25 protein-coding genes are annotated in these 25571 nt (G+C 64.1%); 11 read left to right on the plus strand and 14 right to left on the minus strand.

Annotation, left to right across the window (positions count from 1 at the left end; all coding sequences use genetic code 11):
- The first annotated feature begins 3 nt into the window (after window positions 1–3).
- The 3 genes from LMTR21_RS08085 (at window position 4) to LMTR21_RS08095 (ending at window position 4053) form a co-directional block, all read left to right on the plus strand.
- Window positions 4–2076, plus strand: a complete 2073-nt coding sequence (locus tag LMTR21_RS08085; RefSeq protein ID WP_065751466.1) for a cytochrome c1 — start codon at window positions 4–6, stop codon at window positions 2074–2076.
- A gap of 254 nt (window positions 2077–2330) precedes the next feature.
- On the plus strand, window positions 2331–3005 hold the full coding sequence (locus tag LMTR21_RS08090; protein ID WP_065751467.1) for a dienelactone hydrolase family protein: 675 nt from the start codon (window positions 2331–2333) through the stop codon (window positions 3003–3005).
- Window positions 3006–3150: 145 nt separating this feature from the next.
- On the plus strand, window positions 3151–4053 hold the full coding sequence (locus LMTR21_RS08095) for an NAD-dependent epimerase/dehydratase family protein (protein ID WP_065751468.1): 903 nt from the start codon (window positions 3151–3153) through the stop codon (window positions 4051–4053).
- Window positions 4054–4229: 176 nt separating this feature from the next.
- Here the strand turns inward: LMTR21_RS08095 and LMTR21_RS08100 are convergent, their stop codons facing one another.
- The gene (locus LMTR21_RS08100) at window positions 4230–5225 is read right to left on the minus strand and encodes a VOC family protein (protein WP_065751469.1); all 996 of its coding nucleotides are present in this window, start codon (window positions 5223–5225) and stop codon (window positions 4230–4232) included.
- Window positions 5226–5570: 345 nt separating this feature from the next.
- Here LMTR21_RS08100 and LMTR21_RS08105 point away from each other — a divergent pair, with 345 nt between their 5' ends.
- The 4 genes from LMTR21_RS08105 (at window position 5571) to LMTR21_RS08120 (ending at window position 9737) form a co-directional block, all read left to right on the plus strand.
- Window positions 5571–7733 carry an anthranilate synthase component I gene (locus LMTR21_RS08105; RefSeq protein WP_065751470.1) on the plus strand — a complete coding sequence of 721 codons (2163 nt, stop codon included), beginning with the start codon at window positions 5571–5573 and terminating at the stop codon, window positions 7731–7733.
- A gap of 116 nt (window positions 7734–7849) precedes the next feature.
- Window positions 7850–8389: an adenine phosphoribosyltransferase gene (locus LMTR21_RS08110; RefSeq protein WP_065751573.1), complete on the plus strand. Its 540-nt coding sequence runs from the start codon at window positions 7850–7852 to the stop codon at window positions 8387–8389.
- Window positions 8390–8630: 241 nt separating this feature from the next.
- Window positions 8631–9014 carry an SHOCT domain-containing protein gene (locus tag LMTR21_RS08115; RefSeq protein ID WP_065751471.1) on the plus strand — a complete coding sequence of 128 codons (384 nt, stop codon included), beginning with the start codon at window positions 8631–8633 and terminating at the stop codon, window positions 9012–9014.
- 288 nt (window positions 9015–9302) lie between these two features.
- Window positions 9303–9737, plus strand: coding sequence for a universal stress protein (locus tag LMTR21_RS08120; RefSeq protein WP_065751472.1), 435 nt, complete (start codon window positions 9303–9305; stop codon window positions 9735–9737).
- Between the two features lie 101 nt (window positions 9738–9838).
- On the opposite strand, the gene LMTR21_RS08125 is transcribed toward LMTR21_RS08120, so the two are convergent.
- The 11 genes from LMTR21_RS08125 to LMTR21_RS08175 all read right to left on the minus strand — a co-directional run bounded on the left by LMTR21_RS08125 (window position 9839) and on the right by LMTR21_RS08175 (window position 20687).
- On the minus strand, window positions 9839–10171 hold the full coding sequence (locus LMTR21_RS08125; RefSeq protein WP_065751473.1) for a GIY-YIG nuclease family protein: 333 nt from the start codon (window positions 10169–10171) through the stop codon (window positions 9839–9841).
- A gap of 93 nt (window positions 10172–10264) precedes the next feature.
- Window positions 10265–10933 (minus strand): P-loop NTPase family protein, encoded by a 669-nt coding sequence (locus tag LMTR21_RS08130; protein ID WP_065751474.1) that lies wholly within the window; start codon window positions 10931–10933, stop codon window positions 10265–10267.
- Window positions 10934–10992: 59 nt separating this feature from the next.
- Window positions 10993–11742, minus strand: coding sequence for a P-loop NTPase family protein (locus LMTR21_RS08135; protein WP_065751475.1), 750 nt, complete (start codon window positions 11740–11742; stop codon window positions 10993–10995).
- 167 nt (window positions 11743–11909) lie between these two features.
- Complete coding sequence (locus LMTR21_RS08140) at window positions 11910–13091, minus strand: M48 family metallopeptidase (protein ID WP_065751476.1); 1182 nt, start codon at window positions 13089–13091, stop codon at window positions 11910–11912.
- A 146-nt stretch (window positions 13092–13237) separates the two neighbouring features.
- Window positions 13238–13798 (minus strand): LemA family protein, encoded by a 561-nt coding sequence (locus LMTR21_RS08145; RefSeq protein WP_057838306.1) that lies wholly within the window; start codon window positions 13796–13798, stop codon window positions 13238–13240.
- Between the two features lie 246 nt (window positions 13799–14044).
- The gene (locus LMTR21_RS08150; protein ID WP_065751477.1) at window positions 14045–15013 is read right to left on the minus strand and encodes a small ribosomal subunit Rsm22 family protein; all 969 of its coding nucleotides are present in this window, start codon (window positions 15011–15013) and stop codon (window positions 14045–14047) included.
- 116 nt (window positions 15014–15129) lie between these two features.
- Entirely contained in the window at window positions 15130–18594 is a 3465-nt protein-coding gene (gene smc, locus LMTR21_RS08155) for a chromosome segregation protein SMC (RefSeq protein WP_065751478.1), read from the minus strand.
- Window positions 18595–18823: 229 nt separating this feature from the next.
- A complete protein-coding gene (locus LMTR21_RS08160) occupies window positions 18824–19480 on the minus strand; it encodes a DsbA family protein (RefSeq protein ID WP_065751479.1) in 657 nt (218 codons plus the stop codon).
- A gap of 118 nt (window positions 19481–19598) precedes the next feature.
- Window positions 19599–20078, minus strand: coding sequence for a DUF721 domain-containing protein (locus tag LMTR21_RS08165; protein ID WP_065751480.1), 480 nt, complete (start codon window positions 20076–20078; stop codon window positions 19599–19601).
- A gap of 32 nt (window positions 20079–20110) precedes the next feature.
- Entirely contained in the window at window positions 20111–20431 is a 321-nt protein-coding gene (locus tag LMTR21_RS08170) for a HigA family addiction module antitoxin (RefSeq protein ID WP_065751481.1), read from the minus strand.
- The gene (locus LMTR21_RS08175) at window positions 20403–20687 is read right to left on the minus strand and encodes a type II toxin-antitoxin system RelE/ParE family toxin (protein WP_065751482.1); all 285 of its coding nucleotides are present in this window, start codon (window positions 20685–20687) and stop codon (window positions 20403–20405) included. Before LMTR21_RS08175 ends, LMTR21_RS08170 begins: the two co-directional genes overlap by 29 nt.
- Window positions 20688–20759: 72 nt before the next feature.
- On the opposite strand from LMTR21_RS08175, the gene mutY reads away from it, so the two are divergent.
- Together mutY and LMTR21_RS08185 are read left to right on the plus strand one after the other, a co-directional pair.
- Entirely contained in the window at window positions 20760–21854 is a 1095-nt protein-coding gene (gene mutY / locus LMTR21_RS08180) for an A/G-specific adenine glycosylase (RefSeq protein ID WP_065751483.1), read from the plus strand.
- Between the two features lie 62 nt (window positions 21855–21916).
- Window positions 21917–22369 (plus strand): PaaI family thioesterase, encoded by a 453-nt coding sequence (locus LMTR21_RS08185; protein WP_065751484.1) that lies wholly within the window; start codon window positions 21917–21919, stop codon window positions 22367–22369.
- On the opposite strand, the gene LMTR21_RS08190 is transcribed toward LMTR21_RS08185, so the two are convergent.
- The gene (locus LMTR21_RS08190; protein ID WP_065751485.1) at window positions 22338–23624 is read right to left on the minus strand and encodes a flavin-dependent oxidoreductase; all 1287 of its coding nucleotides are present in this window, start codon (window positions 23622–23624) and stop codon (window positions 22338–22340) included. The two genes, LMTR21_RS08185 and LMTR21_RS08190, sit on opposite strands and share 32 nt — an antisense overlap.
- 83 nt (window positions 23625–23707) lie before the next feature.
- Window positions 23708–24082 (minus strand): hypothetical protein, encoded by a 375-nt coding sequence (locus LMTR21_RS08195; protein WP_065751486.1) that lies wholly within the window; start codon window positions 24080–24082, stop codon window positions 23708–23710.
- 114 nt (window positions 24083–24196) lie between these two features.
- Between LMTR21_RS08195 and LMTR21_RS08200 the strand changes: the two genes are divergently transcribed.
- Entirely contained in the window at window positions 24197–25039 is an 843-nt protein-coding gene (locus LMTR21_RS08200) for a helix-turn-helix domain-containing protein (RefSeq protein WP_065751487.1), read from the plus strand.
- 2 nt (window positions 25040–25041) lie between these two features.
- Window positions 25042–25518, plus strand: a complete 477-nt coding sequence (locus LMTR21_RS08205; RefSeq protein WP_187399324.1) for a nuclear transport factor 2 family protein — start codon at window positions 25042–25044, stop codon at window positions 25516–25518.
- Window positions 25519–25571: the final 53 nt, after the last annotated feature.

Raw genomic sequence — 25571 nt, forward strand, 5'->3', positions numbered from 1 at the left:
TCAATGAGCGGACCATCCGATTTCCAGCCGACCAATCCCGCCTTGAAGTGGATCGAACGGCGCCTCCCGATCATGGGACTTATGCATTCCTCGTTCGTGGCGTATCCGACGCCGCGTAACCTGAACTACTGGTGGACCTTCGGCGCCATCCTCTCACTGATGCTGGGCGTGCAGATCCTGACCGGCGTGATCCTGGCGATGCACTACACGCCGCATGCCGATATGGCGTTCAAGTCCGTCGAGCTCATCGTCCGCGACGTCAATTACGGCTGGCTGCTGCGCAACGTCCATGCCGCCGGCGCGTCGATGTTCTTCTTCGCCGTCTACATCCACATGTTCCGCGGCCTTTATTACGGGTCGTACAAGGAGCCGCGCGAGGTGCTGTGGATCCTCGGCGTCATCATCTATCTCCTGATGATGGCGACCGGCTTCATGGGCTACGTGCTGCCGTGGGGCCAGATGAGCTTCTGGGGCGCCACCGTCATCACCAACCTGTTCTCTGCCGTGCCCTATTTCGGCGAGAGCATCGTGACGCTGCTGTGGGGCGGTTATGCCGTCGGCAATCCGACACTGAACCGCTTCTTCTCGCTGCACTACCTGCTGCCGTTCGTGATCGCCGGCGTGGTCGTGCTGCACGTCTGGGCGCTGCATGTCGCCGGTCAGAACAATCCGGCCGGCGTCGAGGCGAAGACGGAAAAGGACACGGTGCCGTTCACGCCCTACGCGACCATCAAGGACATGTTCGGCGTCTCCTGCTTCCTGCTGTTCTACGCCTGGTTCATCTTCTACATGCCGAACTATCTCGGCGATCCCGAGAACTACATCCCGGCCAATCCCGCCGTGACGCCCGCGCACATCGTGCCGGAATGGTATTACCTGCCGTTCTACGCGATCCTGCGCTCGATCCCGAACAAGCTTGCCGGCGTGGTGGCGATGTTCGGTGCGATCGTCGTGCTGGCGTTCCTGCCCTGGCTCGATAACGCCAAGACGCGTTCGTCGAAATATCGCCCGCTGGCCAAGCAGTTCTTCTGGGTCTTTGTCGCCGTTTGTATCGGTCTCGGCTATCTCGGCGCCCAGCCGCCGGAAGGCATCTACGTCATCGTCGGCCGTATCCTGACTGTGCTCTACTTCGCCTACTTCCTGATCCTGCTGCCGTTGCTGTCGCGGATCGAGAAGCCGCGTCCGGTGCCGAACTCGATTGCCGACGATGTGCTGGCGAAGTCGGGTGGCAAGGCCGCGCCGATGGTGTCGAGCGTGATCGCGCTGATGGTGGCCGCAGGCCTGCTGTTCGGCGGTGCCGACAGCGCCCGCGCTGCCGAAGGCGGCACCAAGCCGCCGGCGCAGAAGTGGTCGTTTTCAGGCCCGTTCGGCACGTTCGACCGCGGCGCAATGCAGCGCGGCCTCAAGGTCTACAAGGAGGTCTGCGCGGCCTGCCACGGCCTGTCCTTTGTCGCCTTCCGCAACCTCGCCGAGGCCGGCGGCCCCGGCTACTCGGTGGCGCAGGCCCAGGCGTTCGCCTCGGACTACAAGGTCAAGGACGGCCCGAACGACCAGGGCGAGATGTTCGAGCGGCCGGGCCGGCCCGCCGATTATTTCCCGTCGCCGTTCCCGAACGAGCAGGCGGCTCGCGCGGCCAATGGCGGCGCCTTTCCGCCGGATCTCTCGCTGATCACCAAGGCGCGCAGCTATGGCCGCGGCTTCCCGCAGTTCCTGATCGACTTCTTCACCCAGTATCAGGAGCAAGGCCCGGATTACATCGTCGCGCTGCTGCAGGGCTATGAGGACAAGCCGCCGGCTGGCTTCAATCTGCCGGAGGGTTCCTTCTACAACAATTACTTCCCCGGCCACGCCATCAAGATGCCGAAGCCGCTGAGCGACGGCCAGGTCACCTATGACGACGGCTCGCCGGCGACGGTCGCGCAGTACGCCAAGGACGTCACCACGTTCCTGATGTGGGCTGCGGAGCCGCACATGGAGGCGCGCAAGGCACTCGGCATGCAGGTGTTCGTGTTCCTGATCCTGCTCACCGTGCTCCTGTACTTCACCAAGAAGAAGGTCTGGGCCAACGCCCACTGATCTCCACCGACTGATCTCATGGTGCACGCGATTTCGGAAAAGCCCCTGCGGGGGCTTTTTTGTTGTGCAAACGTCATTCCGGGGCGATGCGAAGCATCGAACTATGGGGCGCCCTTGCGCCCCTGAGAATCTCGAGATTCCGGGTCTGGTGCTGACGCACCATCCCGGAAATGACGACGCAATCCGATTGCGTCCTAAGTCCACTGCGGACAAGATGGCCGCCAAATCGGCCCAACATCATTGCGGAGGAACTCATGGGTACCAGCATCACCTTCAAGCGCCCGGACGGCAAGGATGCCAGCGGCTATCTCGCCAATGCGGCGCGCGGCAATGCGCCGGGCGTGGTCGTGATCCAGGAATGGTGGGGCCTGCAGGACCAGATCAAGGGCCTGTGCGACCGCTTTGCCGCGGCGGGCTTCGATGCGCTGGCGCCGGATCTCTACAAGGGCACGGTGGTGCCGTATCACGACACGGATGCGGCCGGCCGGGAGATGAACTCGCTGGATTTCATGGACGCCACCACGCAGACGGTGCGGGGCGCGGCGCAATATCTGTCGCGCAACGGCGCCAAGGTCGGGCTGACCGGCTTCTGTCTCGGCGGCGCGGTAACGATCATCGGCGCCACCAAGATTCCGGAGCTCGCGGCCGGCGTCGTATTCTACGGCATTCCACCGGAGCAGGCGGCAAAGCCCGCGGACGTGAAGATTCCGCTGCAGGCGCATTTCGCCGACAAGGACGACTGGTGTACGCCGGAGGTGGTCAACGCCTTCGAGCAGGGCATGAAGGCCGCCGGCAAGTCGCTCGAGATTTTCCGCTATGACGCCGAGCACGCCTTCGTCAACGAGCAGCGCCAGTCGGTGCATGACCGTCAGGCGGCCGAACTGGCCTGGGGCAGGGCGACCGCGTTTTTCGCGAAGCATTTGGGTTAGGCTGAAGAGCTTTTCCCGTCATTGCCTGCGACAAACGCGAAGCGTTTGCGCAAGGGAGCGATAGCGACGAAGCAATCCATGTCTCCCTTTGTGGCGCGATGGATTGCTTCGCTTCGCTCGCAATGACGGCAGGGAACGGTCGGCGATGAAAATCTTCTGCACGGGCGCATCGGGATATATTGGCGGGTCGGTTGCGGCGCATCTCCTCGCCGCCGGACATCACGTGACCGGATTGGTCCGTTCGCCCGAAAAGGCCGACGCCGTTCGCGCGCTCGGTATCGAGCCGGTGATGGGTACGCTGGATGACGCGCAAGTTCTCGCACGCGCCGCGCAAGCCGCCGACGTCGTCGTTAATGCCGCGAGTGCCGATCACCGGGGGGCCGTCACCTCGCTGTTGGACGCGCTTGCCGGAAGCGGCAAGCCGCTGATTCACACGTCGGGATCGAGCATCGTCGGCACCCGCGCCCGCGGCGAACGCGCCGACGCAGTGTTCGACGAAGACACGCCGATTACACCATCGCCCGCGCGCGCGGCGCGCGTTGCGCTCAACGAATTCATTCTCTCCCACCGCGACAAGGGCTGCCGCCCGGTCATCATCTGCCCGAGCCTGATCTACGGCATCGGCCACGGGGCAGGGCGCGACAGCGTCCAGGTGCCGCTGTTGATCAAGCTCGCCAAAAAGCGCGGCAACGCGGCGCATGCCGGGCCCGGCGAGAACATCTGGTCGAACGTGCATATCGACGATCTCGTGACGCTCTATGCACTTGCGATCGAGAAGACGCCGGCAGGCAGCTTCTATTTCGCCGAGAATGGCGAGAACTCGATGCGCGAGGCGTGCGTGGCCATCAACCGCATGCTGGGTTTCGCGGGACCGCCAACGGCGATGTCGATGCAGGAAGCCGCGGCCGAATGGGGCGAGGGGACGACAGAGGACACGATGGCGTCGAACAGCCGCGTGCGGGCCAAGCGTGCGCGGGATGAACTCGGCTGGCAGCCGAAGGCGCGCGGCCTGATCGAGGAGATCGAGCACGGGTGTTATCGGGAGTAAGCGAGAGGATCGGTTGGTCCCAAATGCTTGCGCCGCCGTCGTCCCGGCGAACGCCGGGACCCATACTCCGCGGCGATCGTTGCGAAGAGAGATGGCAGACATCATCGCCAAATAACTGCGCCCTGTGGCTATGGGTCCCGGCTTTCGCCGGGACGACGGTTGTGATGAGGTGCCAGCTAGCCTTTCACCCCGTCCCACCACACGCACGTCCCCGACATCAGCTTGTAATTCCCCTCCATCACCTGCACCGGCGCGCGCAGGCCCGAAGCTGCCGCGCGCAGGCGCATCTCGCGGGCGACGGCGCGGTCTTCGGGCGGCAGCCAGACGCGCTCATGGCCCCACAGGCTCGGGCCGTCATGCATCTCGACCGGCTGCCACGTCGCCGGATCGATCTCGCGGCCGCCCCAGCCGCATTCGATCATGAAGGACGACGGTGTTTTGGCGTAGAACGAGGTCATGAAGTCGTTGGTGTGGCGGCCGAGCGTGACGTCGACGCGGCCTTCCTGCGTCTGCGCGATGTCGTAGCACTGGCCGACATCGTCGAGCGAGAACAGCTCCACCATCAGATGATGCATGCCGTTCCTGCCGGTCTCGATCAGCGCGAGGCTGTGGTGCCGCGCATTGACGTGGAAGAAGTAGGCCCGGAACGGCTTTGAGATGTAGTCGGAGAGGCCGAAGCCGAGCACGCCGACATAGAACGCCATGACGGGCTCGATATTCTCGACCGTCAGCACGGCGTGCCCGAGGCCGAGCGGACCGGTGCGGAAGCCCGAAATCGAACGGCCCGGCACGAACGGCGTGTCGTCGATTTCGGCGCCGTAAAATGCCTCCAGCCGGTTGCCGGCGGGATCGTGGAACGAAATCAGGCGGCGGACGCGGCGCGCATCGGCCAGCGTCTGCGGTTCGGCCACAACATGCACGCCGGCCTTTTCCAGCCGCGCCGCCAGCGCGTCCAGCGCCGCAGCGTCTGCGACCTCCCAGCCGAAAAAGCGCGTGCCTTCGCCCATCGCGCGGTCGATGACGATGCGCTGCTTGCGGTCGTCCATCCGGAACGCGAGCAACGAATTGCCGCGTTCGACCGCCTGCAGGCCGACGAGGCCGGTCCCGAACTGCCGCCAGTCCTCGAGGTCCGCTGATCCGAAGCCGGCATATCCCAGACCCAGCAATGCCATCGCTTGCCTCCGTCATCTGCAATCTTTGCGCATCGAATGCGCCGCTGCTTTGCTCAAATCCTACGCAAGTTCGACGCCATCCGACACCCAAAGATGGACCCCGGGGGCGGGTAGCCCGACCCGTTCCTCCCTTGACATCGCCCCCGCCGGATGGTGATTAGGTTCCCATGAGCACCGTCGTTACCCCCTCCCGTCTCTGGTGGCGCACCTCCTAAAGAGGTGGCCGGTGCGATTTCATTTTTTCAATCGTCGAAGGTCGCCATCGCAGTGCGACCGATGGTTTGTCTATTTGCCCTTCGTTTGTCCTGTGTGGCGCTCCCTGGCGAAGTTTCGTAAGAGGATCACATGAACAGGACGGCCTTCTCCCTGCCCGAGCACAGCGAATACCGGACCAGCGGCGGCCTGGCGATTTCGCGCGTCGTCGAGCAGTTCACCGGCAATGCCAAGCGCCTCGACGATCTGATCGAACTGCTCGACCGCCGCCGCGGCGTCGTGCTGTCCTCGGGCACCACGGTGCCGGGCCGCTACGAGAGCTTCGACCTCGGCTTCGCCGATCCGCCGCTGGTGCTGGAAACCGTCGGCGCGAATTTTTCGCTGTCCGCGCTGAATGCGCGCGGCGAGGTGCTGATCGCTTTCCTCGGCGACGTGCTGCGCGAGCCCTGCGTGGTGATCTCGGAAAAAAGCCCGACGCGGTTGGCCGGTCACATCATCCGCGGCGCCGCGCCGGTCGAGGAAGACCAGCGCACCCGCCGCGCCAGCGTGATGTCGCTGGTCCGCGATCTCATCGCCGCCCTGTCGGCCAATGATGACCCGCTGCTCGGCCTGTACGGCGCCTTCGCCTACGATCTCGTGTTCCAGATCGAGGACCTCGTACAGAAGCGCGCCCGCGAAGCCGACCAGCGCGATATCGTGCTCTACGTGCCGGATCGCCTGCTCGCCTACGACCGCGCCACCGGCCGCGGCGTGGTGCTGAGCTATGATTTCTCCTGGAAAGGAAAATCCACGCAAGGCCTGCCGCGCGACACCGCCGAGAGCGTCTACACCAAGACACCGCGGCAGGGCTTTGCCGATCACGCGCCCGGCGAATATCAGGCGACGGTGGAGGTCGCGCGGGCGGCATTCGCGCGCGGTGATCTGTTCGAGGCGGTGCCGGGGCAGCTCTTCGCCGAGCCCTGCGAGCGTTCGCCGGCGGAAGTATTCCAGCGGCTCTGCCGCATCAACCCGTCGCCCTATGGCGCGCTGATGAATCTCGGCGACGGCGAATTTCTGGTGTCGGCCTCGCCGGAAATGTTCGTGCGCTCCGACGGTCGCCGGGTCGAGACTTGCCCGATCTCGGGCACGATCGCGCGCGGCGTCGATGCGATCGGCGATGCCGAGCAGATCCGGCAATTGCTGAACTCGGAAAAGGACGAGTTCGAGCTCAATATGTGCACCGACGTCGACCGTAACGACAAGGCGCGGGTCTGCGTGCCCGGCACCATCAAGGTGCTGGCGCGGCGGCAGATCGAGACCTATTCGAAACTGTTCCATACCGTCGATCACGTCGAGGGCATGCTGCGGCCGGGCTTCGACGCGCTCGACGCCTTCCTCACCCACGCCTGGGCCGTCACGGTAACCGGCGCGCCGAAATTGTGGGCGATGCAGTTCGTCGAGGACAATGAACGTTCGTCGCGACGCTGGTATGCCGGCGCGATCGGCGCGGTGAACTTCGACGGCAGCATCAATACCGGGCTCACCATCCGCACCATCCGCATGAAGGATGGACTTGCCGAAGTACGCGTCGGCGCCACCTGTCTTTTCGATTCGGATCCCGCCGCGGAAGATCGCGAATGCCAGGTCAAGGCCGCCGCGCTGTTCCAGGCGCTGCGCGGCGATGCGCCAAAGCCGCTCTCGACGTTTGCGCCCGACGCAACAGGTTCAGGCCGCAAGGTGCTCCTGATCGATCACGACGACAGCTTTGTGCATATGCTGGCGGATTATTTCCGGCAGGTCGGCGCCAACGTCACCGTGGTCCGCCATGTGCACGCCCAGGAGATGCTGAAGAAGAACTGGGATCTGCTGGTGCTCTCTCCGGGCCCGGGCCGGCCGGAAGACTTCGGAATCTCGAAAACCATCGGCACGGCGCTCGACCGCAAACTGCCGATCTTCGGCGTCTGCCTCGGCGTGCAGGCAATCGGCGAATACTTTGGCGGCCAGCTCGGCCAGCTCACCCAGCCCGCACACGGTCGGCCCTCGCGGATCCAGGTGCGCGGCGGGCGCTTGATGCAGAACCTGCCGAACGAGATCGTGATCGGCCGCTATCATTCGCTGTATGTCGAGCGCGACAGCGTGCCTGATATGCTCGAAGTCACCGCGACCACCGAGGATGGGGTTGCGATGGCAATCGAACACAAGACCCTTCCGGTCGGCGGCGTGCAGTTTCATCCGGAATCGCTGATGTCGCTCGGCGGCGAGGTGGGGCTGCGCATCGTGGAAAATGCGTTCCGGCTGAATGTGGGGGCGAATTGAATGGAATACTTTATGCACGTCATTCCGGGATGGTGCGTTAGCACCAGACCCGGAATCTCGAGATTCCGGGTTCGATGCTTCGCATCGCCCCGGAATGACATATGAAAGAGATACCGATGACATTCGATCACGACATCAAGGCCACCGTCCGCACCATTCCGGATTACCCGAAGAAGGGCATCCTGTTTCGTGACATCACCACGCTGCTGGCGGATGCGCGCGCGTTCCGCCGCGCGGTCGACGAACTGGTGCAGCCCTGGGCGGGATTGAAGATCGACAAGGTCGCCGGCATCGAGGCGAGGGGATTCATCCTCGGCGGCGCGGTCGCGCATCAGGTCTCCGCCGGCTTCGTGCCGATCCGCAAAAAAGGCAAGCTGCCGCATACGACCGTGCGGATCGCCTATTCGCTGGAATACGGCATCGACGAGATGGAAATGCATGTCGACGCGATCCAGCCCGGCGAGCGCGTCATCCTGGTCGATGATCTCATCGCCACCGGCGGCACCGCGGAAGGCGCGGTGAAACTGCTGCGCCAGATCGGTGCCAACGTGGTCGCCGCCTGCTTCATCATCGACCTGCCGGATTTGGGCGGCGCCGCCAAGCTGCGCGCGATGGAAGTGCCGGTACGCACGCTGATGGCGTTCGAGGGGCATTGAGTTTTTTACTTCGTCATTCCGGGATGCGCCTCTTGGCGCAGGCCCGGAATGCGTGGCGTCCGTGCGATCGGTCTGGTCACAGCGCGTCTGCTCTGCGGCGCGTCCCGGAAACGTTCGCTCGCTCGGAACCTTGCCGCTTTTGATCCTCAGCCGACATGCGTTGATCTAAATCAAAACGTGTAGGCGGGATCGTGTTCTAGTTCAGGGAACTATAGCGCTCAGTGGCAAAAGGAGGGGCGTGATGTTCTTCTTTCAGGAGGGCTTCACTTATCGAAATTTCCTGCTGGACGTCCTCACGATATTCTTCTTCGTCGTATGGTTCTGGCTGATCATTACTGTTGCTTCCGATTTGTTCCGACGCCATGACGTCTCCGGCTGGGTCAAGGCAATATGGGTGATAGGATGGATCATATTTCCATTCATTTTCATGCTCGCATACTTGATCTTGCACGGAAGAGGCATGGCGGAGCGTAACCTGCAACGAGCTCAGCAGGCGCGCGACGAACTCAGGAGCGTAGTTGGTTTCAGCATCGCAGATGAAATCGAAAAGCTCGGTCGGCTGAAACAGGCAGGGTCGATCAGCGATGCCGAGTTTGCACGACTGCGCGCCCGGCTTGTGCAGTAATGCTGTTCGGTTCTTCCTCCCGCTGATTATCGCTTGCTGTGCTGCATGCGGGTTCTGCAGCATAGCTCCGCAACAGCGCTCCACGCTTGATGAGCTTCGTCGCTATCCAAAGCACACACATTTTCTTGGCGGTGCTTGGCATTTGATGATCGCTATTGACCTAAGTCAATAACAGGCGGCAGACGCGGGCCACGCTGGCTGGGAGCGTCGAGCATCCTGCGCGGTCACCAGCTCTCGACAGGGCCGCGTAAGGGTTTCTGCTTCAAGCACCTGCACAAGAGGTGGAGCATGTACCAGCACATTCTTATTCCAACAGACGGGTCGGAGTTGGCCGAGCGAGCAGTGACGCACGGATTGGCGCTGGCGAAATTCGCAGGGGCCAAGGTAACGGTCGTTATCGTCGAACAACGGGTCCCCAGCTGGTTGTCAGCGGAAACCGGGGCAGCAGTAGCCTTCGCCAGATATGCCGAGGAAATCAAGAAACATGGCGCGAGCGTGCTGGATCGCGTGGCCAATGCGGCCAAGCAGGCCGGCGTGCCCTGTGATACGATCCAGGTGCACGGCGTGGCCTATGAAGCCATCATTGCAACGGCCACGGACCGAGGCTGCGATCTCATCGTCATGGCATCGCATGGACGCGGCGGACTATCCGCAATGGTGCTCGGCAGTGTGACGAACAAGGTGCTGACGTACACAAAGACGCCGGTGTTGGTGTGTCGGTGAATGTGGCCGCTCGATTGGCGCCACTTTTGCTGATCGTAACCGGCCGCAGTCAATTGCCCCCTTCGTGTCGGTCAACGCTGCGCTCTACCCATCCTGCACGATCAAACCGCCTCTGCGCCGAATTGGGTGCGCCAATGCAGCGCGCGCTCCTTCAAAAGCCCGTCGCGGACATAGGGCGTCTCATCCTCTTCCAGCCGCTCGCACTCCTCGAACGTGAAGCTGTCCGCCCCATGCGCGGTCCATGCCGTCTGCAGGCCGCGGCAGGGGTGGCTGCCCTGGCGCAGCGAAAACCAGATCCGGTTCTGGATTTTTTCGAGATTGGGCGTCTGGCCGACCCATGTCTCGGCGGTCGCCTTGCAGCGGATCAGGAATATCCCGGCGAAGGTCTTCCGCTCCTTGTAGGCGGCGATGGCGGCCTTTCTGGCTGATGTCACGGGACCTCGCGGGAATGGTCAGGGTCTGAAGTGCCTCTAACAGACCGGGTCCCCGTCGTCAATATTATCCGGGTAAAATTATGCGAAGCGGCGTCACGGCCATTGCGTGAGCAGGCTGAACTCCAGCTCGCGAAAACTGGTGTAGTTCCGGCGGATCCACTGATGCAGCTCGGTTGAGGTGTCCCGCTCGTTGCGCAGGTAGTCGGTGAAGGAAAAGGTCACCCGGTCGACATAGGTCTTCAGGAACGAGGGCAGCGCCGATATTCGCAGCACCCGCCCGAAGCCCATCGCCTCGGGCAGTTCGCCGCGGACCACATACTCGTTGTCGATCGTAATCAGCGCTTTCAGCGGGATCTGGTCCCGCAACATCGGATAGCTGCGCGCGGAAACGCGGTCGGTATCGGCCATGAACAGGATGGTCGGCGCCACGCCCCGCCGCGCGGCCTCCTTCAGGAAACCGATCTCGTGGATCATCTTGAAGAACTCGTCGAACGCATGAAAGCCGAGGTCGACGACCTTGGCGATATCGTCGTTGACGATCAGGCGGTCCATCAGCTGCATCTTGCCATAGGTGTCCATGATATCGGCCGTCTCGGTGAGGCGCGGCAGATATTCGAGGAGCGATGGTTCCTTCAGGTTGATGTCGAAGGAGCACACCGAACCGTTCTTCAAAAGCAGGAACTCGCTCAGCAGACGCGCGAGCAGCGTCTTGCCGACGAGTGGCCGGGGCGAGCAGATGATGTAGACAGGTGTGGCGCTCATCACCTGCTATATCAAAGGAATTTCTCGGCTAATCCAGCCCCGCCGCGGCGGCTGCGCCACTATTTTTCGCCGCCGCGCGTGCTCGACTTGGCGCCGACGAGATCGGTCAGCTTGATGCGGTCGAACTCGCTCCAGACGTTGGCGAGCCAGTGCCGGACATAGCCGCGCAGCACGAACGAATAGTTCGCGGCCTCATCGTCCTTGCCCTTGTTGGCGACGAATTTGAGGAACGGCACCGAGGAAACCTCGACCTGCTCATAGGCCATTTCATTGAGCTTCGGAATCGTGAGGTCGGTGGCGTCCTTGATGCGGTGGAAATAGGAGTTGTAGGTCGACTGATCCCATTGGAAGAACTGGGTGTCGTTGATGAAATTCTTCACCAGGAAATATTTGGCGCCCTGCATGAAGTTGGCGGTCTCGGCGATTTCGTCCAGCGAGGCGATCGAGGGTCCCAGTATATGGAACACGGCAAAGGTGATCTGACCCGCCTTCGCCGCATCGAGGAAGCCGATGTCCCGCAGCGAGGCCAGCGCCGGGGACAGCAGTCCGGCGCGGACGTCGATCACGGTGACGGAAGGCCCGGCACTCAGCGTATCGAAGATCTTCATCTGATCCGCGGTCGTCGTCATGTCGACGATCTCGGTGATATCGGGGTGGAAGCGCTTCAGGGTGCCTCGCGGTGATTCGGTGTCGAATGCCCGGGTCGGCACGTTATTGGCGCTGAAGTAATCCAGGAGCGTCCGCGACACGGTCGTCTTGCCGACCCCGCCCTTGTCCGCGCCCACCACAATCACGACTGGCTTTCCCATGAAATTCCCTTGAACAGCAGTTCCGACCGCGGGAGCGACCGGGAGGCCCCAATCCCTGCTTTGGGCGCGAACATGGCAGAAACAAGGGATAATTCAATCTCTTGGACGGCCATCGCCATTATTCATACCGAATTCGTTAATCCGGCGGTGGCGAGGGGGGCGACCGCCTACCGGTGCGGGCCCCAGGGGCCCTCCGAAGGGCCGGAACGGGCGCCCGGAACGCCGGCAGGCTCGCCAGCGTCGCTCCAGGGGCCACGGGGAACCGGCGGCGGGGGCTGCTCGCTGGCTGATTCTTTGATCTCATCGGCTTCGTCCGCCGTTCCGGACGGCAGGGCCAGCGGGCCGGGATCACGGCCGCCGGCAAACTGCACCAGCGCCTTGACGCGGGCATCGACCGAGGGATGGGTCGCGAACAGGTCGGCAAAACCTTCGCGCGGATTGTCGACGCATAGCTCCATGACGGCGGAGGTCGCGCCTTCGAGCTCGCCGCGGTTCTCGATCTTGCGCAGCGCCGTGATCATGGCGTCCGGATTCTTGGTCAGCTCGACCGAGCCGGCATCGGCCAGGAGTTCGCGCGAGCGCGACAGCGCGAGCTTGACGACCTGCGACAACAGCCACGCCAGCAGGATCAGCACGACAGCGATAATGATCGCCATGATAGCGCCGCCGCCGCCCTTGCTGTCGCGGTCGGACGAGGAGGACGATGAACGTGACGACGACCAGCCGCTGCCGCTCGAGTTCCACGACAGGTTGGTGAACATGCGAAAGAACAATTCGCCGAAAAAGCCCACCACGCCGGCGATGATCACCGCGACCACCATCAACTGCACGTCGCCGTTGCGAATGTGGGTGAGCTCGTGGCCGAGCACGGCCTCGATCTCCTGGTCGTTGAGCGCCTTGAGGAGCCCCGACGTCACCGTGATGGAATATTGCCGCCGGTTGAGGCCGCTGGCGAAGGCGTTCAGCGCCGGGCTCTCCATCACCTTCAGCTTCGGCATCGGGATGCCGCGCGAGATGCAGAGATTTTCCAGCAGATTATAGAGCCGCGGCTGTTGCTGCCGCGTCACGCTCTCGCCGCCGGTCACGGCGTCGATCATGTTCTGGTGGAAGAAATAGGCGATCACGATCCACACGGCAGCGAGGATCGTGGCGTAGGGAAAGGCCGCGATCAGGTCGCGCGAGGCGCGTGTCAGATAATAGTTCAGCGACGCGCCGCTGTTGAGCACCACCTCCGCAACCAGCGCGCCGGCAAACACCAGCACATAGATCAGCAGGAACAGGCCGGCGAGCAGCAGCATCGAACGAAACTTGTTCGATGCGATATGCGTGTAGAGACCATACGCGGCCATGATGGGGCTTTCGCTAGACGCAGTCATTCCGGGGCGGCGCGAAGCGGCGAACCCGGAATCTCGAGATTCTCAGGTGCGCAATCGCGCACCATAGTTCACGCCTTTGGCGTGCCCCGGAATGACGGCGGTAGTGAGCTCTCATCTGTTCAGAACTTCACGCTCGGCACCGTCTCGACTTCGGCGCGGCTGGCGCCGAGGTCGAAGAATTCCTTGCGGGTGAAGCCGAACATGCCGGCGAACAGCGCGGCGGGAAGCTGCTGGATGCCGGTGTTGTATTCCTGGACCGCGTTGTTGAAGAAGCGGCGGCTCGCCGCGATCTTGTTTTCGAGGTCTGACAGTTCGCCGGCGAGCTGCTGGAAATTGGCGTTGGCCTTGAGGTCCGGATAGGCCTCCGACAGCGCGATCAGGCGGCCGAGCGCGCCGCTGAGCTGGTTTTCCGCAGCCGACACCTGCGCTGGCCCCTGCGCCGACATCGCCGAATTGCGCGCCTTGATGACGTCGTCGAGCGTGCCGCGCTCATGCTGGGCGTAGCCCTTTACGGTTTCGACCAGGTTGGGGATCAGGTCGTGGCGCTGCTTGAGCTGCACGTCGATGTCGGCAAAGGCCTGGCTGACGCGCTGGCTGAGCGCGACCAGGCGGTTATACGCGCCGAACGCAAACAGCACGATGATGACGATGACGCCGAGAACGATCCAGCCGGTCGACATGAGGGACAACTCCTGTGGGACGAAAGACAGCGAATCTAGACGAAAACCGGGGCGTGCGGCAGCCCGCCCGCGAGGTGGAAGGAGACTTGGGGCTTGGCTTTAGTCGGAAGTGGGGCGAGATAAGTTCAAGGGCACTCCGCCGTCATTCCGGGCGATGCGAAGCATCGACCCGGAATCTCGAGATTCCCCGATGCGCAATTGCGCATCTGAGGTCTGGTCCTTACGGACCATCCCGGAATGACGAACTCACTTCACCACGTCGCCCCAGCGCCAGCGGCGCGCACTGGCGTAATCCGCCTTGGCGCGGCGGGGCACCTTTGTCAGGGAGAGACCTGCGGGGGTGCAGAGTTTGGCAGTCACTTCGACCTTGCTGACGACCGGTTGCGCCAACACCCGGGACGGGCGCCGAGCAACGGGCGCGCGCGTCAGCGCGACATAGCTGAACTTCTCGTCCTCGAACGGCAGCTCCGCGCCCTTGACCTGCTTGTGCGCGCGCGAGCGCTGCAGGCGCTGGGTGAAATGGCACCAGTCGGGTGGCTGCAGCGGGCATGGCCCGTCATGCGGGCAAGGAGCGGCGGCATGGGCGCCCAGCGCGATCAGCTGCGCGCGCAGCGCGATGATCCGGGCATAGCCGGCGGGCGTGCCGGGTTCGATCACGAGCAGCGTGTCGCGGGTCTTGGCCCACATCAGCTCAGCGAGCGCGCGCTGCTCGGCGTCACCGATCTCGCCGATCATGTAACTCGCCACGACGAGGTCGGCCGTATCCGCATTCGCCAGCGCAGCGCGGGCTTCGCCGCGCTGGTAGCTTGCGTCACGCAGGCGAAAGCCGTCGGCGACGAGGTCGAGCGCCAGCGTGCGTAACGCGTCGTTGGAGTCGAGCAGAGTAAAACGTTGCAAAGACGGGAATGCTTCGGCCGCCGCCCAGGTCGCCGTACCCGGCCCCGCGCCGATATCGAGCAAGCTGTTGGGGGCGAAGTCCGGCCTGATCTCGACGAGCGCGTTGAGGCTCGCCGTCACCGCGGCATAGGTCGCAGGCATCCGCGCCAGCGCGTAGGCGAGCGCGTCCGTTTCCGAGCGGATGGTGCCGGAGCCGCCACCGTCGCGGTAGGTTTTCGAGATCGCGGCCGCACGGCCCGCGGCGTCACTGCGCGAAAAACCGCGCAGCTTGCCGTCGAGCGCGGCTTTCAGTTCAGCGGGGAGGTCGGGTGAGGTCATGGCCTGCCGTCATTCCGGGGCGGTCCGCAGGACCGAACCCGGAATCTCGAGATTCTCAGGGGCGCAAGAGGCGCCCCATAGTTCTATGCTTCGCATAGCCCCGGAATGACCAAGTATCACGCCACGTGCTGATCGAGAATCTTCACGGCGTCGTCGAGGCCGACCGAGACCAGTTGTGAGACGCCGCGTTCGGCCATGGTGACGCCGAACAGCCGGTTCATCCGCGCCATCGTGATCGGGTTGTGCGTGATGATGATGAAGCGGGTTTCCGTCGACGAGGTCATCTCGTGCAGCAGGTTGCAGAACCGCTCGACGTTGTGGTCGTCGAGCGGCGCGTCGACTTCGTCCAGCACGCAGATCGGCGACGGGTTGGTGAGGAACACCGCGAAGATCAGCGCCAGCGCCGTCAGCGCCTGCTCGCCGCCGGAGAGCAGTGACAGCGTCTGCGGCTTCTTGCCGGGCGGTTTGGCAATGATTTCGAGGCCGGCCTCCAGCGGATCGTCGCTTTCGATCAGATGAAGCGCCGCTTCGCCGCCACCGAACAATTCGACGAACAGCCGCTTGAAGTGCGCGTTGACGGTCTCGAACGAGACGAGCAGCCGCTCGCGGGCTTCCTTGTTGAGGCTCTGGATGCCCTGGCGCAGCCGCTTGATGGCTTCGACCAGATCGTCACGCTCGGTGGTGAGCGCCGTATGCTGGGTCTCGACCTCTTTCAGTTCTTCCTCGGCGCGCAAATTGACGGCGCCAAGACGCTCGCGGTCGCGGCGCAACTTTTCGAGGTTTTCCTCGATCTCGCCGAGCGGCGGCAGTTCCGCACCCGGCTCGATCTCGGCGAGCCCCGCAACCGCGTGCGGTTCGACTTCGAGCATGTCGTGGATTTCGCGCTCGATGTCGGCAAGCCGGCGCTTGGTGCCTTCCATGCGCTCCTCGGCGCGGCCGCAAGCTTCGCGGGCGCTCGAGAGCGCTTCGAGCGAAGCCTTGGCTTCGCGGTCGGTTTGCGCCATCACGCTTTCGGCGGCGGCAAGAGCGTCGGCGGCGACGCGGCGGGCGCTTTCGGCGGACTCGATCTCGTTGATCAGCGAACGGCGCTTCTCGGCGAACACAGCAGGCGCGTTGTCAAGCTCGGCGCGCTCGGCGGTCACTTCGGTGATGCGCGCCTCGACGGTTGCGACCTGCGAGGCCGAACTCTGCTTGCGGTTCTGCCATTCGGTGCGTTCGGCGACGATGGCCTGCACGCGGCGGTCGGCGAGCTCGGCTTCGCGTGCGAGCGCCTGCGCCTCGGCACGCACCTGCGCGGCGAAGCGGCGATGCCCCTCGATGTCGGTGCGAACGGTGCTGAGTTTTTCTTCCGCCTCATCCGTCGGCGGCAGGTCGGTCAGCGCGGCGGTCGCACTCTCATGCGCGGCCTCCGCTTCGCTGCGGTCGGCGGCAAGGCGAGTATGGGCTTCGGTCAGCGCGGATTTGCGCGCGGCGTGGCGGTTGATCTCGCGCTCGGTCGCAGCATGGCGTTCGCGCGCGGCGTCGGCCTCGCGCTGCGCGGCGCGCCAGGCTTCGCGTCCAGCGGACTCGGCTGATGATGCCGCCTTCAGTTCGGCCTCGGCGTCTTCCAGCGCCTGCCGCTTGGCGGTGGCGTCAATACGGGCCTGTTCCAACTCGTGTTCGATATCGACCAGGCGGGCGCGTTCGGCGAGACGCCGTGCGGCGCCGGTCGGCGCATGCGCGGCGGCGACAAAACCGTCCCAGCGCCAGACGTCGCCTTCCAGCGACACCAGTCGCTGGCCGGTCTTCAATTGCGAGACGAACTCCGCGCCGCGCTCCTTCGCCACGACGCCGATCTGCGCCAGACGGCGCGCCAGTTCGGCCGGCGCCTCGACATGCGAGGCGAGGGCTTCGACGCCAGCGGGCAGCGCGGGATCGTCAAAGCTCGCGCCGGCATTGGTCCAACGCATCGGCGCGGAGGGATCGACGGGCGCGTCGAGGTCGTCGCCGAGCACGGCGCCAAGCGCCTTCTCGTAACCTTTGGCGACCGTGACGCCGTCGATGATCGGCGGCCACAGATTCTTGGTCTCGACATTGACGAGCTTGGAAATCGTGCGCGCTTCGGTTTCCAGCCGCTGCACGCGCTTTTCCGCGTCGGTGAGCGGGGCGCGCGAAGCTTCGAGCTTCTGCCGCGCGGCGACATGGCCGGCCTCGCTGGCTTGAGCTGCGGCTTCAGAGGCGGCCAGCGTTTCCTGCGCGGTTTCCATCGCGGCGGCGAGCGCGTCGATGTCGCCGAGATTGCCGGTTTCCTGCGCGAGTTTTTCCTCGTCGGCCTGGACGGTGGCGATCTCCTGATCGAGCCGCGCCAGCCGGTCGCGGTGGGTGCGCACGCCGGCCTCGAGCTGGTTGCGCTTGGCGGTGAGGTCGGCGAGCGCAGTGGTCAGTTCGCCGAACATGCTCTCGGCGGCGGCCAGTGTCGCTTCCGCTTCAGAAACACGTTCATCAACGCCGGAGCGCTTTTCGACGCGCGACTTGATCTCTTCCTTGATCTCCGCGTCCTCGGTGTCGAGGCGCTGCAAGGCGATCTCGGCGTCCGAGGTCTGCTGCTGCTCGCGCGCGATGTCGGCAATGAACTGGTTCAGCCGCCGGTCGAGTTCGGAGACGCGTTCCTTGGCGCGCTCTTCCTCGCGGTCGAGCAGTTCGCGCGCATTGGTGAGGCGCTGCAGCCCCGCCGCGGCGCGGGCTTCGCCCTCGCGCAGCGCCGGCAGTTCGGAAGCGCGGATCGCCTGGATGCGCGCGGCCTCGGCCTGCTCGCGGGTGCGCTCGGCCATCTCGCGCACGTTGATGTCGTGGGTATGCGCGGCTTCGGCGACGTCGGCATTGGCTTCCAGCCAGCGCAGGTGGAACAGCGTCGCTTCCGCCTTGCGCACCTTGGCGGCGACTTCGCGGAACCGGATCGCCTGACGCGCCTGCTTCTTCAGTCCGTCCATCTGGCCGGTGAGCTGACCGATCACGTCCTCGACGCGGGTGAGATTGGTTTCGGCCGCCTTCAGCCGCAGTTCGGCTTCATGTCGGCGGGCGTGCAGGCCGGCGACGCCGGCGGCATCTTCCAGCACGCGGCGGCGCTGCTCGGGTTTCGCCTGAATGATTTCGCCGATCTTGCCCTGGTGGACCAGCGCCGGCGAACGCGCGCCGGTGGCGGCATCAGCAAAGAGGATCTGCACGTCGCGCGCGCGCACGTCACGGCCGTTGATGCGATAGACTGAGCCCGCCTCGCGCTCGATGCGGCGGGAGATTTCGAGAACCTGGCTGTCATTGACCGCGGCCGGCGCGGTGCGATCGGCATTGTCGATCGTCATGGTGACTTCGGCGTGGTTCCGCGCCGGACGGTTGCCGGAACCGGCGAAGATCACCGCATCCATGTCGGCGGCGCGCAACGACTTGTGCGAGGTCTCGCCCATCGCCCAGCGCAGCGCCTCGACCAGATTGGATTTGCCGCAGCCGTTCGGCCCGACCACCCCGGTGAGGCCGGGTTCGATCATGAAATCAGTGGGTTCGACGAACGACTTGAAACCGTGGAGGCGGAGGCGCGTGAGTTTCATGAACACAAATCTCTGTTGGCCGGGCGCGAATCTCCCTGCCGTGACAATACCATGAAGGCAATGTCGGTGTGTGGACGAACAGCCTGTGGCGGCCCTTATGGCCTGCGACAATGGCGAGGCCGGGGCTGCAGGGCAACGCCCCGGCGGGGCTTTTCCCAAGGGATTTGAGGCGGTTGTGTGGCGCCTTTTACTGGACTTATCGGCCCGGACGAATCAGGCCTGGCGCGAATCAGCTCTTCAGCATCGCGTTGATGCGCTTTGCGAACTCTTCGAAGCTCTGCTCGCCCTTGAGCATCTCGCCATTGATGAAGAAGGTCGGCGTCGACTGCACCTTCAATACCTCGGCGGCATATTTCTGGTCGGCCGCGATCTTGTCGAGCAGCGCCTGATCCTTCAGGCAATCCTCGACCTGCGCCTGGGTGAGGCCGGCCTGCTTGCCGATCCGGGTCAGCGTCTCCGTGGTGTTCTTCACCACCCAATCGTTCTGCTGCTTGAACAGGAGGTCGATGACGGCAAAATATTTTGCCGCGTCGTCCTTGGCGATGCAACGCGCCAGCATCGATCCGGCAGCCGCCTTGATGTCGAGCGGGAATTCGCGGAACACGAACCGGATCTTGCCTGAGTCGATGAATTCCGACTTGATCTTCGGAAACACCTTTTCGGTGAAGGCCGCGCAATGCGGGCAGGTCATCGAGGCAAACTCGGTGATGGTGACCGTGGCGTTCGCCGGGCCGAGCGCCATGTCGGGCAGCGACACCGGTTTCGCCACGTCGGCGGGGCTTTGCGCCATCGCGTCCGTGATCAGCTGCAGCGGCGAGAAGCCGGCGATCAGGCCAAGCCCGGTCAGCGAGAGAGCGGCGGTGAAGGCGCGGCGCGTGATCATCAAAGTCTGCTCCCGAATGGCGCGTTCACGCCCGAAAGAAGTTCCGAAAAAGAAGCCTTCGCTAGCTTGAAACGCCGGTTGTGGCAATGGCGCCTTGCGCCGGCCGTGCCGTGCAAAAGGCTCAATTTCGCTTGATCGCGGCGCCAAGCCGCGCCAGCGCGGCGCGCAGTTCCTCGTCCTCGACCGCCGACAGCGTTTCGGCGACTTTCGCCACCGATTTCGGGTCCGGCGCGCGCCGCGGGGCGGAGCGGCTTCGGCGCGACAGCGGCGCCTGCCGCAATGCCAGCCGGCCGACCGCGCTCCAGCCGAAGAAGCGGTTGACCCGCTGCAGGATCACGTCGGACGAATGCTGGATCTCCAGCGCCATCGGCCCCTCCACCCGCAATACCAGCGTCGCCGGTTCCTGCGGCTGCCCCTCCACCGGCCGCGGCCATTGCATCTTCAAGGGTTCGGAATGGGCGGCGATTTCGGCTCCCGCAATGTCGGCCCAGCGCGTCACCAGCTCGCGCGCGGCAAACCCCTGTTTTGCGTAGGCGTCGGAAAAGACGTCGCTGAGCAGGACGGAGAGGGGTTTTGCCGAGAACGGGCCGGGTCTGGACATGGAGGCGACTCTATCCGAGCCAACTGCCGCGGTCACGCCGCACGCGGACGAATCGCCTTCAGATCGCGGTCAATCTCACGCCGCCGCTGCATCAGGTCGTAATCCATCTGCAAGCCGAGGAAAAATCCCTCCGACAAACCGAAATAACGCGCGAGGCGCAGGTCGGTGTCGGCAGTAATATCCCGCTTGCCCAATACGATCTCGTTGATCCGGCGCGGCGCCACGTGAACCGCACGCGCCAGTCCGTTCTGGCTGAGTCCCATCGGCTTGAGGAATTCTTCCAGCAGGATCTCGCCGGGATGCGGGTTTTGGAGCAACCCGCTCCTAGTCGTGGTAGTCGACGATTTCGACATGCGTCGGTCCTCCCTCATGCCAGACAAAGCATATCCGCCACTGGTCGTTGATCCGGATCGAGTGCTGGCCCTGCCGGTCTGCCCTCAAGGATTCAAGTCGATTGCCAGGCGGAACACGGAGATCGGCGAGTACCCGGGCCTGATTCAATAGACGAAGCTTCCTCAGTGCGACGTTCTGAATATCGGCCGGAAGTTTTCGGCTTCGCCGGCCGGACCAGATCAACTCTGCTTCCGGATCGGCGAAGTTTTGAATCATGCGCGACTATAACGCGTCGCGTTATAGTTTGTAAACTCTGGTCATGGCTCGAATCCGATTTTAAGGTGAGGCGTGCCCTCACTCGCCGCCAGCAAGAAACAGAACGCCACAGAAAGCAGCGCCTCCCGCCCCGCGCTGCTGCTCGACTGGTATGATCGTCATCGCCGCCGGCTGCCGTGGCGGGCGGCGGCCGGCGAGCGGGCTGATCCGTACCGGGTGTGGCTGTCGGAGATCATGCTGCAGCAGACCGGCGTGAAGACGGTCGGCCCGTATTTCGAGAAATTTCTGGCGCGCTGGCCGGATGTCGCCGCGCTCGGCCGTGCCTCGCAGGACGACGTGCTGCGGATGTGGGCCGGGCTCGGCTATTATTCACGCGCCCGCAACCTGCATGCCTGTGCTGTCGCGGTGTTGCGCGACCATGGCGGGGTGTTTCCGGGTAGCGAGGAAGGCCTGCGCACATTGCCGGGGATCGGGCCTTACACGGCAAGGGCGATCGCGGCGATCGCCTTCGACATCCGGACCATGCCGGTCGACGGCAATATCGAGCGCGTGGTGTCGCGGCTTTATGCGGTGGAGGAGCCGCTGCCGCAGGCCAAGCCCCGCATCCAGGAATTGGCGGCAACGCTGCTCGGCTCTTCCCGCGCCGGCGACAGCGCGCAGGCGCTGATGGACCTCGGCTCGTCGATCTGCACGCCGAAGAAGCCGGCCTGTGCGCTGTGTCCGCTGAACGGGGACTGCGCCGCCCGCTTGCGCGGCGATCAGGAGAGTTTTCCGCGCAAGGCGCCGAAGAAGGCGGGGACGCTGCGCCGCGGGGCCGCCTTCATCGTCACGCGCGGCGACGAACTCCTCGTGCGCACGCGGGCAGAAAAAGGCTTGCTCGGCGGCATGACCGAAGTGCCGGGCTCGGACTGGCTGGCCGGGCAGGACGACAAGGCGGCGCTCAAACAGGCACCCGAGCTGAAAGGCGTGACGCGCTGGCACCGCAAGGTTGGCGTCGTCACCCACGTGTTCACGCATTTCCCGCTCGAGCTTGTGATCTACACCGCGGATGTCGCCGCGCGCACGCGGGCGCCTGCCGGCATGCGCTGGGTGCCGATCGCAACCCTGGCCGACGAGGCACTACCCAACGTGATGCGCAAGGCGATCGCGCACGGGCTGGATAGCTAGAGTGCTGCTGACACCATGCTGGCAGCAGGCCTGCGCTAACAGGGAGCCTCACGGAGGTTCCCATGGTTGCGACTGCTCTCGATAATCTAAAACCCCCGCCGTCCTCAAAGCTGCTCGGCTGGCGCCTGCTGGACGCGCGGCCGAAGGACGGCTGGATCCGCATCGGCTTCGACGGCAAGCGGGATTTCTGCAACCCGGCCGGCTTCGTGCAGGGCGGCATTCTCTCGGCGATGCTCGACGACACCATGGGGCCGGCGGTGTTCGTCATGACCGAGGGAAAACTCTACACGGCGACCATCACCATGACGGTGAACTTTCTGGCGCCGGCGAGGCCGGGGCCGATCACTGGCGAGGCCAATGTCACCCAGCTCGGCAAGACCGTGGCCTTTGTGGAAGGGCGGCTGATGGCCGAGGATGGCACGCTGCTCGCCACCGCCACGACCAGCGCGCGACTGGTCGAAACGGCGAAGGCGATTGCGTCGACTAGCCTGCAGCCCGCGGCGCTTCCTGCGTGAGCTGCACGATCGGCGGCTTGGCGTTGAGGCCCTCGACCTGGAAACCGGCGACCCGCTTGTAGTTGGCGGCGATGTCTTCCAGCTCCTGCAACGACAGCACGTCGGTGACGACATTGTAGCCGTTGGGCGCGCGCTCCTCGACCATCTGCATCACCTGCTCGGGACCGTTGCGGCGGTTGAGCATCACGAGGTCTGATGTCGCCGGGCGGCGCTCGGCTTCATAGGCGACCAGCGCGGCATTGGTCGGACCGTGCGCCAGGATCTCGCGGGTGATGACGCGGGCGTCCAGAATGGCCTGCGACGCACCGTTGGAGCCGATCGGGTACATCGGATGTGCGGCATCGCCCATCAGCGTGACGCGGCCGAACGTCCATTGCGAGACCGGATCGCGATCGACCAGCGGATATTCGTAGGCGTGCGGGCAGTTCTCGATCAGGCCGGGCACATCGAGCCAATCGAACTTCCAGTCCTTGAACCAGGGCAAAAACTCTTCGAGTTTTGCCGTCCGGTTATAGTCCTCGCGCCGCCATTGATAGGTCGGCGGCATGTGCCGTTCAGCGACCCAGTTGATCCTGAACTTGCCGGCGCCATCCGCCTGCTTCGAAATCGGATAGCAGACGAATTTCAGGATCTCGTGGCCGGCCATGATCATGGTGCGACCGGACAGGAAGGCATCGCTGTCGGTGATGCCGCGCCACAGGATGCGCCCGTTCCAGATCGGCGGACCTTCGTTGGGATAAAGTCTTTCGCGAACCGCCGAATGAATGCCGTCGGCTGCGATCAGCAGCACGCCGTCGTGGCTGCCTTTCGATTTGCCGGTCGCCTTGTCGATGAACTCGGCGCGGACGCCGTTCTCCGTTTCGGTCCAGCCGGAGAGGTGATGGCTGGTCAGGATGTTCTCTCTTCCCAGCCGCTCGATCGCTGCGTCGAGCAAAACCTGCTGCAGCGTGCCGCGATGGATCGAGAATTGCGGCCATTTGTAACCGGCCTCGATGCCGCGCGGCTCGCTCCAGATCGGCTTGCCGTGCTTGGAGAAATAGGCGAGCTCCTTGGTACGCACGGCAGCCGCATCGAGCTTGTCGTGCAGGCCGAGCTCGATCAATTCACGCACCGCATGCGGCAGCACGTTGATGCCGACGCCGAGCGGCCGCAATTCGGGCACGCTCTCGAATACTTTTGCCGGTACACCGATCTGGTGCAGGCTGAGCGCCAGCGTCAGCCCGCCGATGCCGCCACCCGCGATGAGAACCGTCATGGTACGCCCCTGTTGCTTCCCGGGCGTCATGGCATGAGGGAGGGCAGGGGGCAACTGCGAAGGCCCCCGCACGGCCCGGTGCTTTACGGAAGCGGCGGGGCCGCGCCGAAGAATCCGACGATCCTGACCAGCCGGCCGTCGGGACCGATCTCGCCGAAGTCGATCGACGTGTCGCCGCAGGTTCCGTCCGCGCGCACCAGCCGCCAGAGGAAGCGGACCACGTTGTGATGAATATCGACACCGCTCATGAACTCGAGCCGCGCGCCGGGCCGGCTGGCCATCACCTCGCCGATCTTCGTCGCCAATGCGTCGCGCCCGGCCAGCGAGACGTTCGGATCGAGATAGACGCCGGCCTCGCTCCAGCATTGCGCGAGCAGGGCACGCCGGGCCGTATCATCAGGCTCGTTCCACGCCGCCATGTATTGCGTGACGGTTGTCGCGATTGCGTTCTTGTCCATCAATGCTCCCCTCGAACTTCGGTCTCCAAGGGGCTCACTCTGCAGGCAATTGCGGGGCTCGTCACTTACATCCGAGGTAATTGCCGTTCTGATGCGATGGTCTAGATTGCCGGCATGGCTGCCCCAGAGACGAACGCGCACGAGATCCCGGCCGGACATTTCAGCCGCCTGTTGAAACATTGGCGCAGCGTTCGCCGGCTGACCCAGATCGAACTGGCGGCGGATGCCAACGTGTCGGCCCGGCATCTGTGCTTTCTGGAGACCGGCCGCTCGCAGCCGAGCCGCGAGATGGTGCAGTTGCTCGGCAGCGCGCTCGACCTGCCGCTCGAGGAGCGCAATGCCCTGCATGTCGCGGCGGGTTTTGTGCCGCCCTATGGCGACAAGGGGCTGGCGGCCGAGAATTTGCAGCCGGTGCGGCAGGCGCTGGATTTCATCCTGCGGCAGCAGGAGCCCTATCCGGGGATCGTGATCGACGGACACTGGGACGTTCGGATGCGCAACCAGGGTTCGGCACGCCTGCTCAAGCCGTTTCGCGATTCATACGAGATGGAAAACGGGCTTGCCGACAATGCCATGCACGTCGTCTTTCATCCAAGGGGACTGCGGCAGTTCATGCTGAACTGGGACGAGTTCGCCCGGCAGTTGATCCAGATCCTGCATCGCGACGTCGCGCAAGGCAGCCGCGCCGCGGCGCAACTGCTCGATGAGATCATGGTCTATCCCGGGCTGTCGGCCGAATGGCGGCAGCCGCGCCATTCGCAGGCCACGTCGCCGGTCATGACGATGCAGCTTGCGAAGGGCGACTACCGCCTGGCGTTCTTTTCCACCTTTACGACGCTGGCGATGCCGACGGATGCGGCGCTGCAGCAGATCAAGATCGAGTGCTTCTTTCCGGCTGATGACGCGACCGCCGAAAAGGCGCGCCAGTTGGCGCTTTCACCAAGCCCTGGGAGATGAAGATGCAGCCTGCCTTACGTGATCATCAATCGGCCGAGACAATGAATGAGCTGCGGGCGTTAAATGCCCGCTTCATCCACAATTTCGTGACCAGCGACGTGCCCGCGCACGACGCCATTCTGCATCCCAGCTTCATCAATATCTGGCCCACCGGCCAGCGCTGGGATCGCGCGACCTACCTGAAATACTGGGCCACCGCCTTTGATCCAGAGGTCATCGTCTACTGGGACGTCCGTGACGAACTGATCACCGTGGTCGGCGATGTCGCGCTGGTGCGTTCCACCAACAAGTACACCCGCCGCCGCGATGGCAGCGAGGTGACCGGCATGACCACCTATACCGACACCTATCTGTTCGAGAACGGCGCGTGGAAATGCATCCAGGCCCAGCTCACGGCGGTGGCGCCCGAGCATTATCCCGCCGACGATACGATCGTCAGCGTCTACATCGAGGGGAAGCTTCAGCCGCGGGCGAGTTGAACCGCCAAAGACTACTCCACCCGCCGGGGGTGGACGGCTCAGGGGTATGCCGG

The sequence above is a fragment of the Bradyrhizobium paxllaeri genome (genome assembly GCF_001693515.2).
Classification (GTDB): Bacteria; Pseudomonadota; Alphaproteobacteria; order Rhizobiales; family Xanthobacteraceae; genus Bradyrhizobium; species Bradyrhizobium paxllaeri.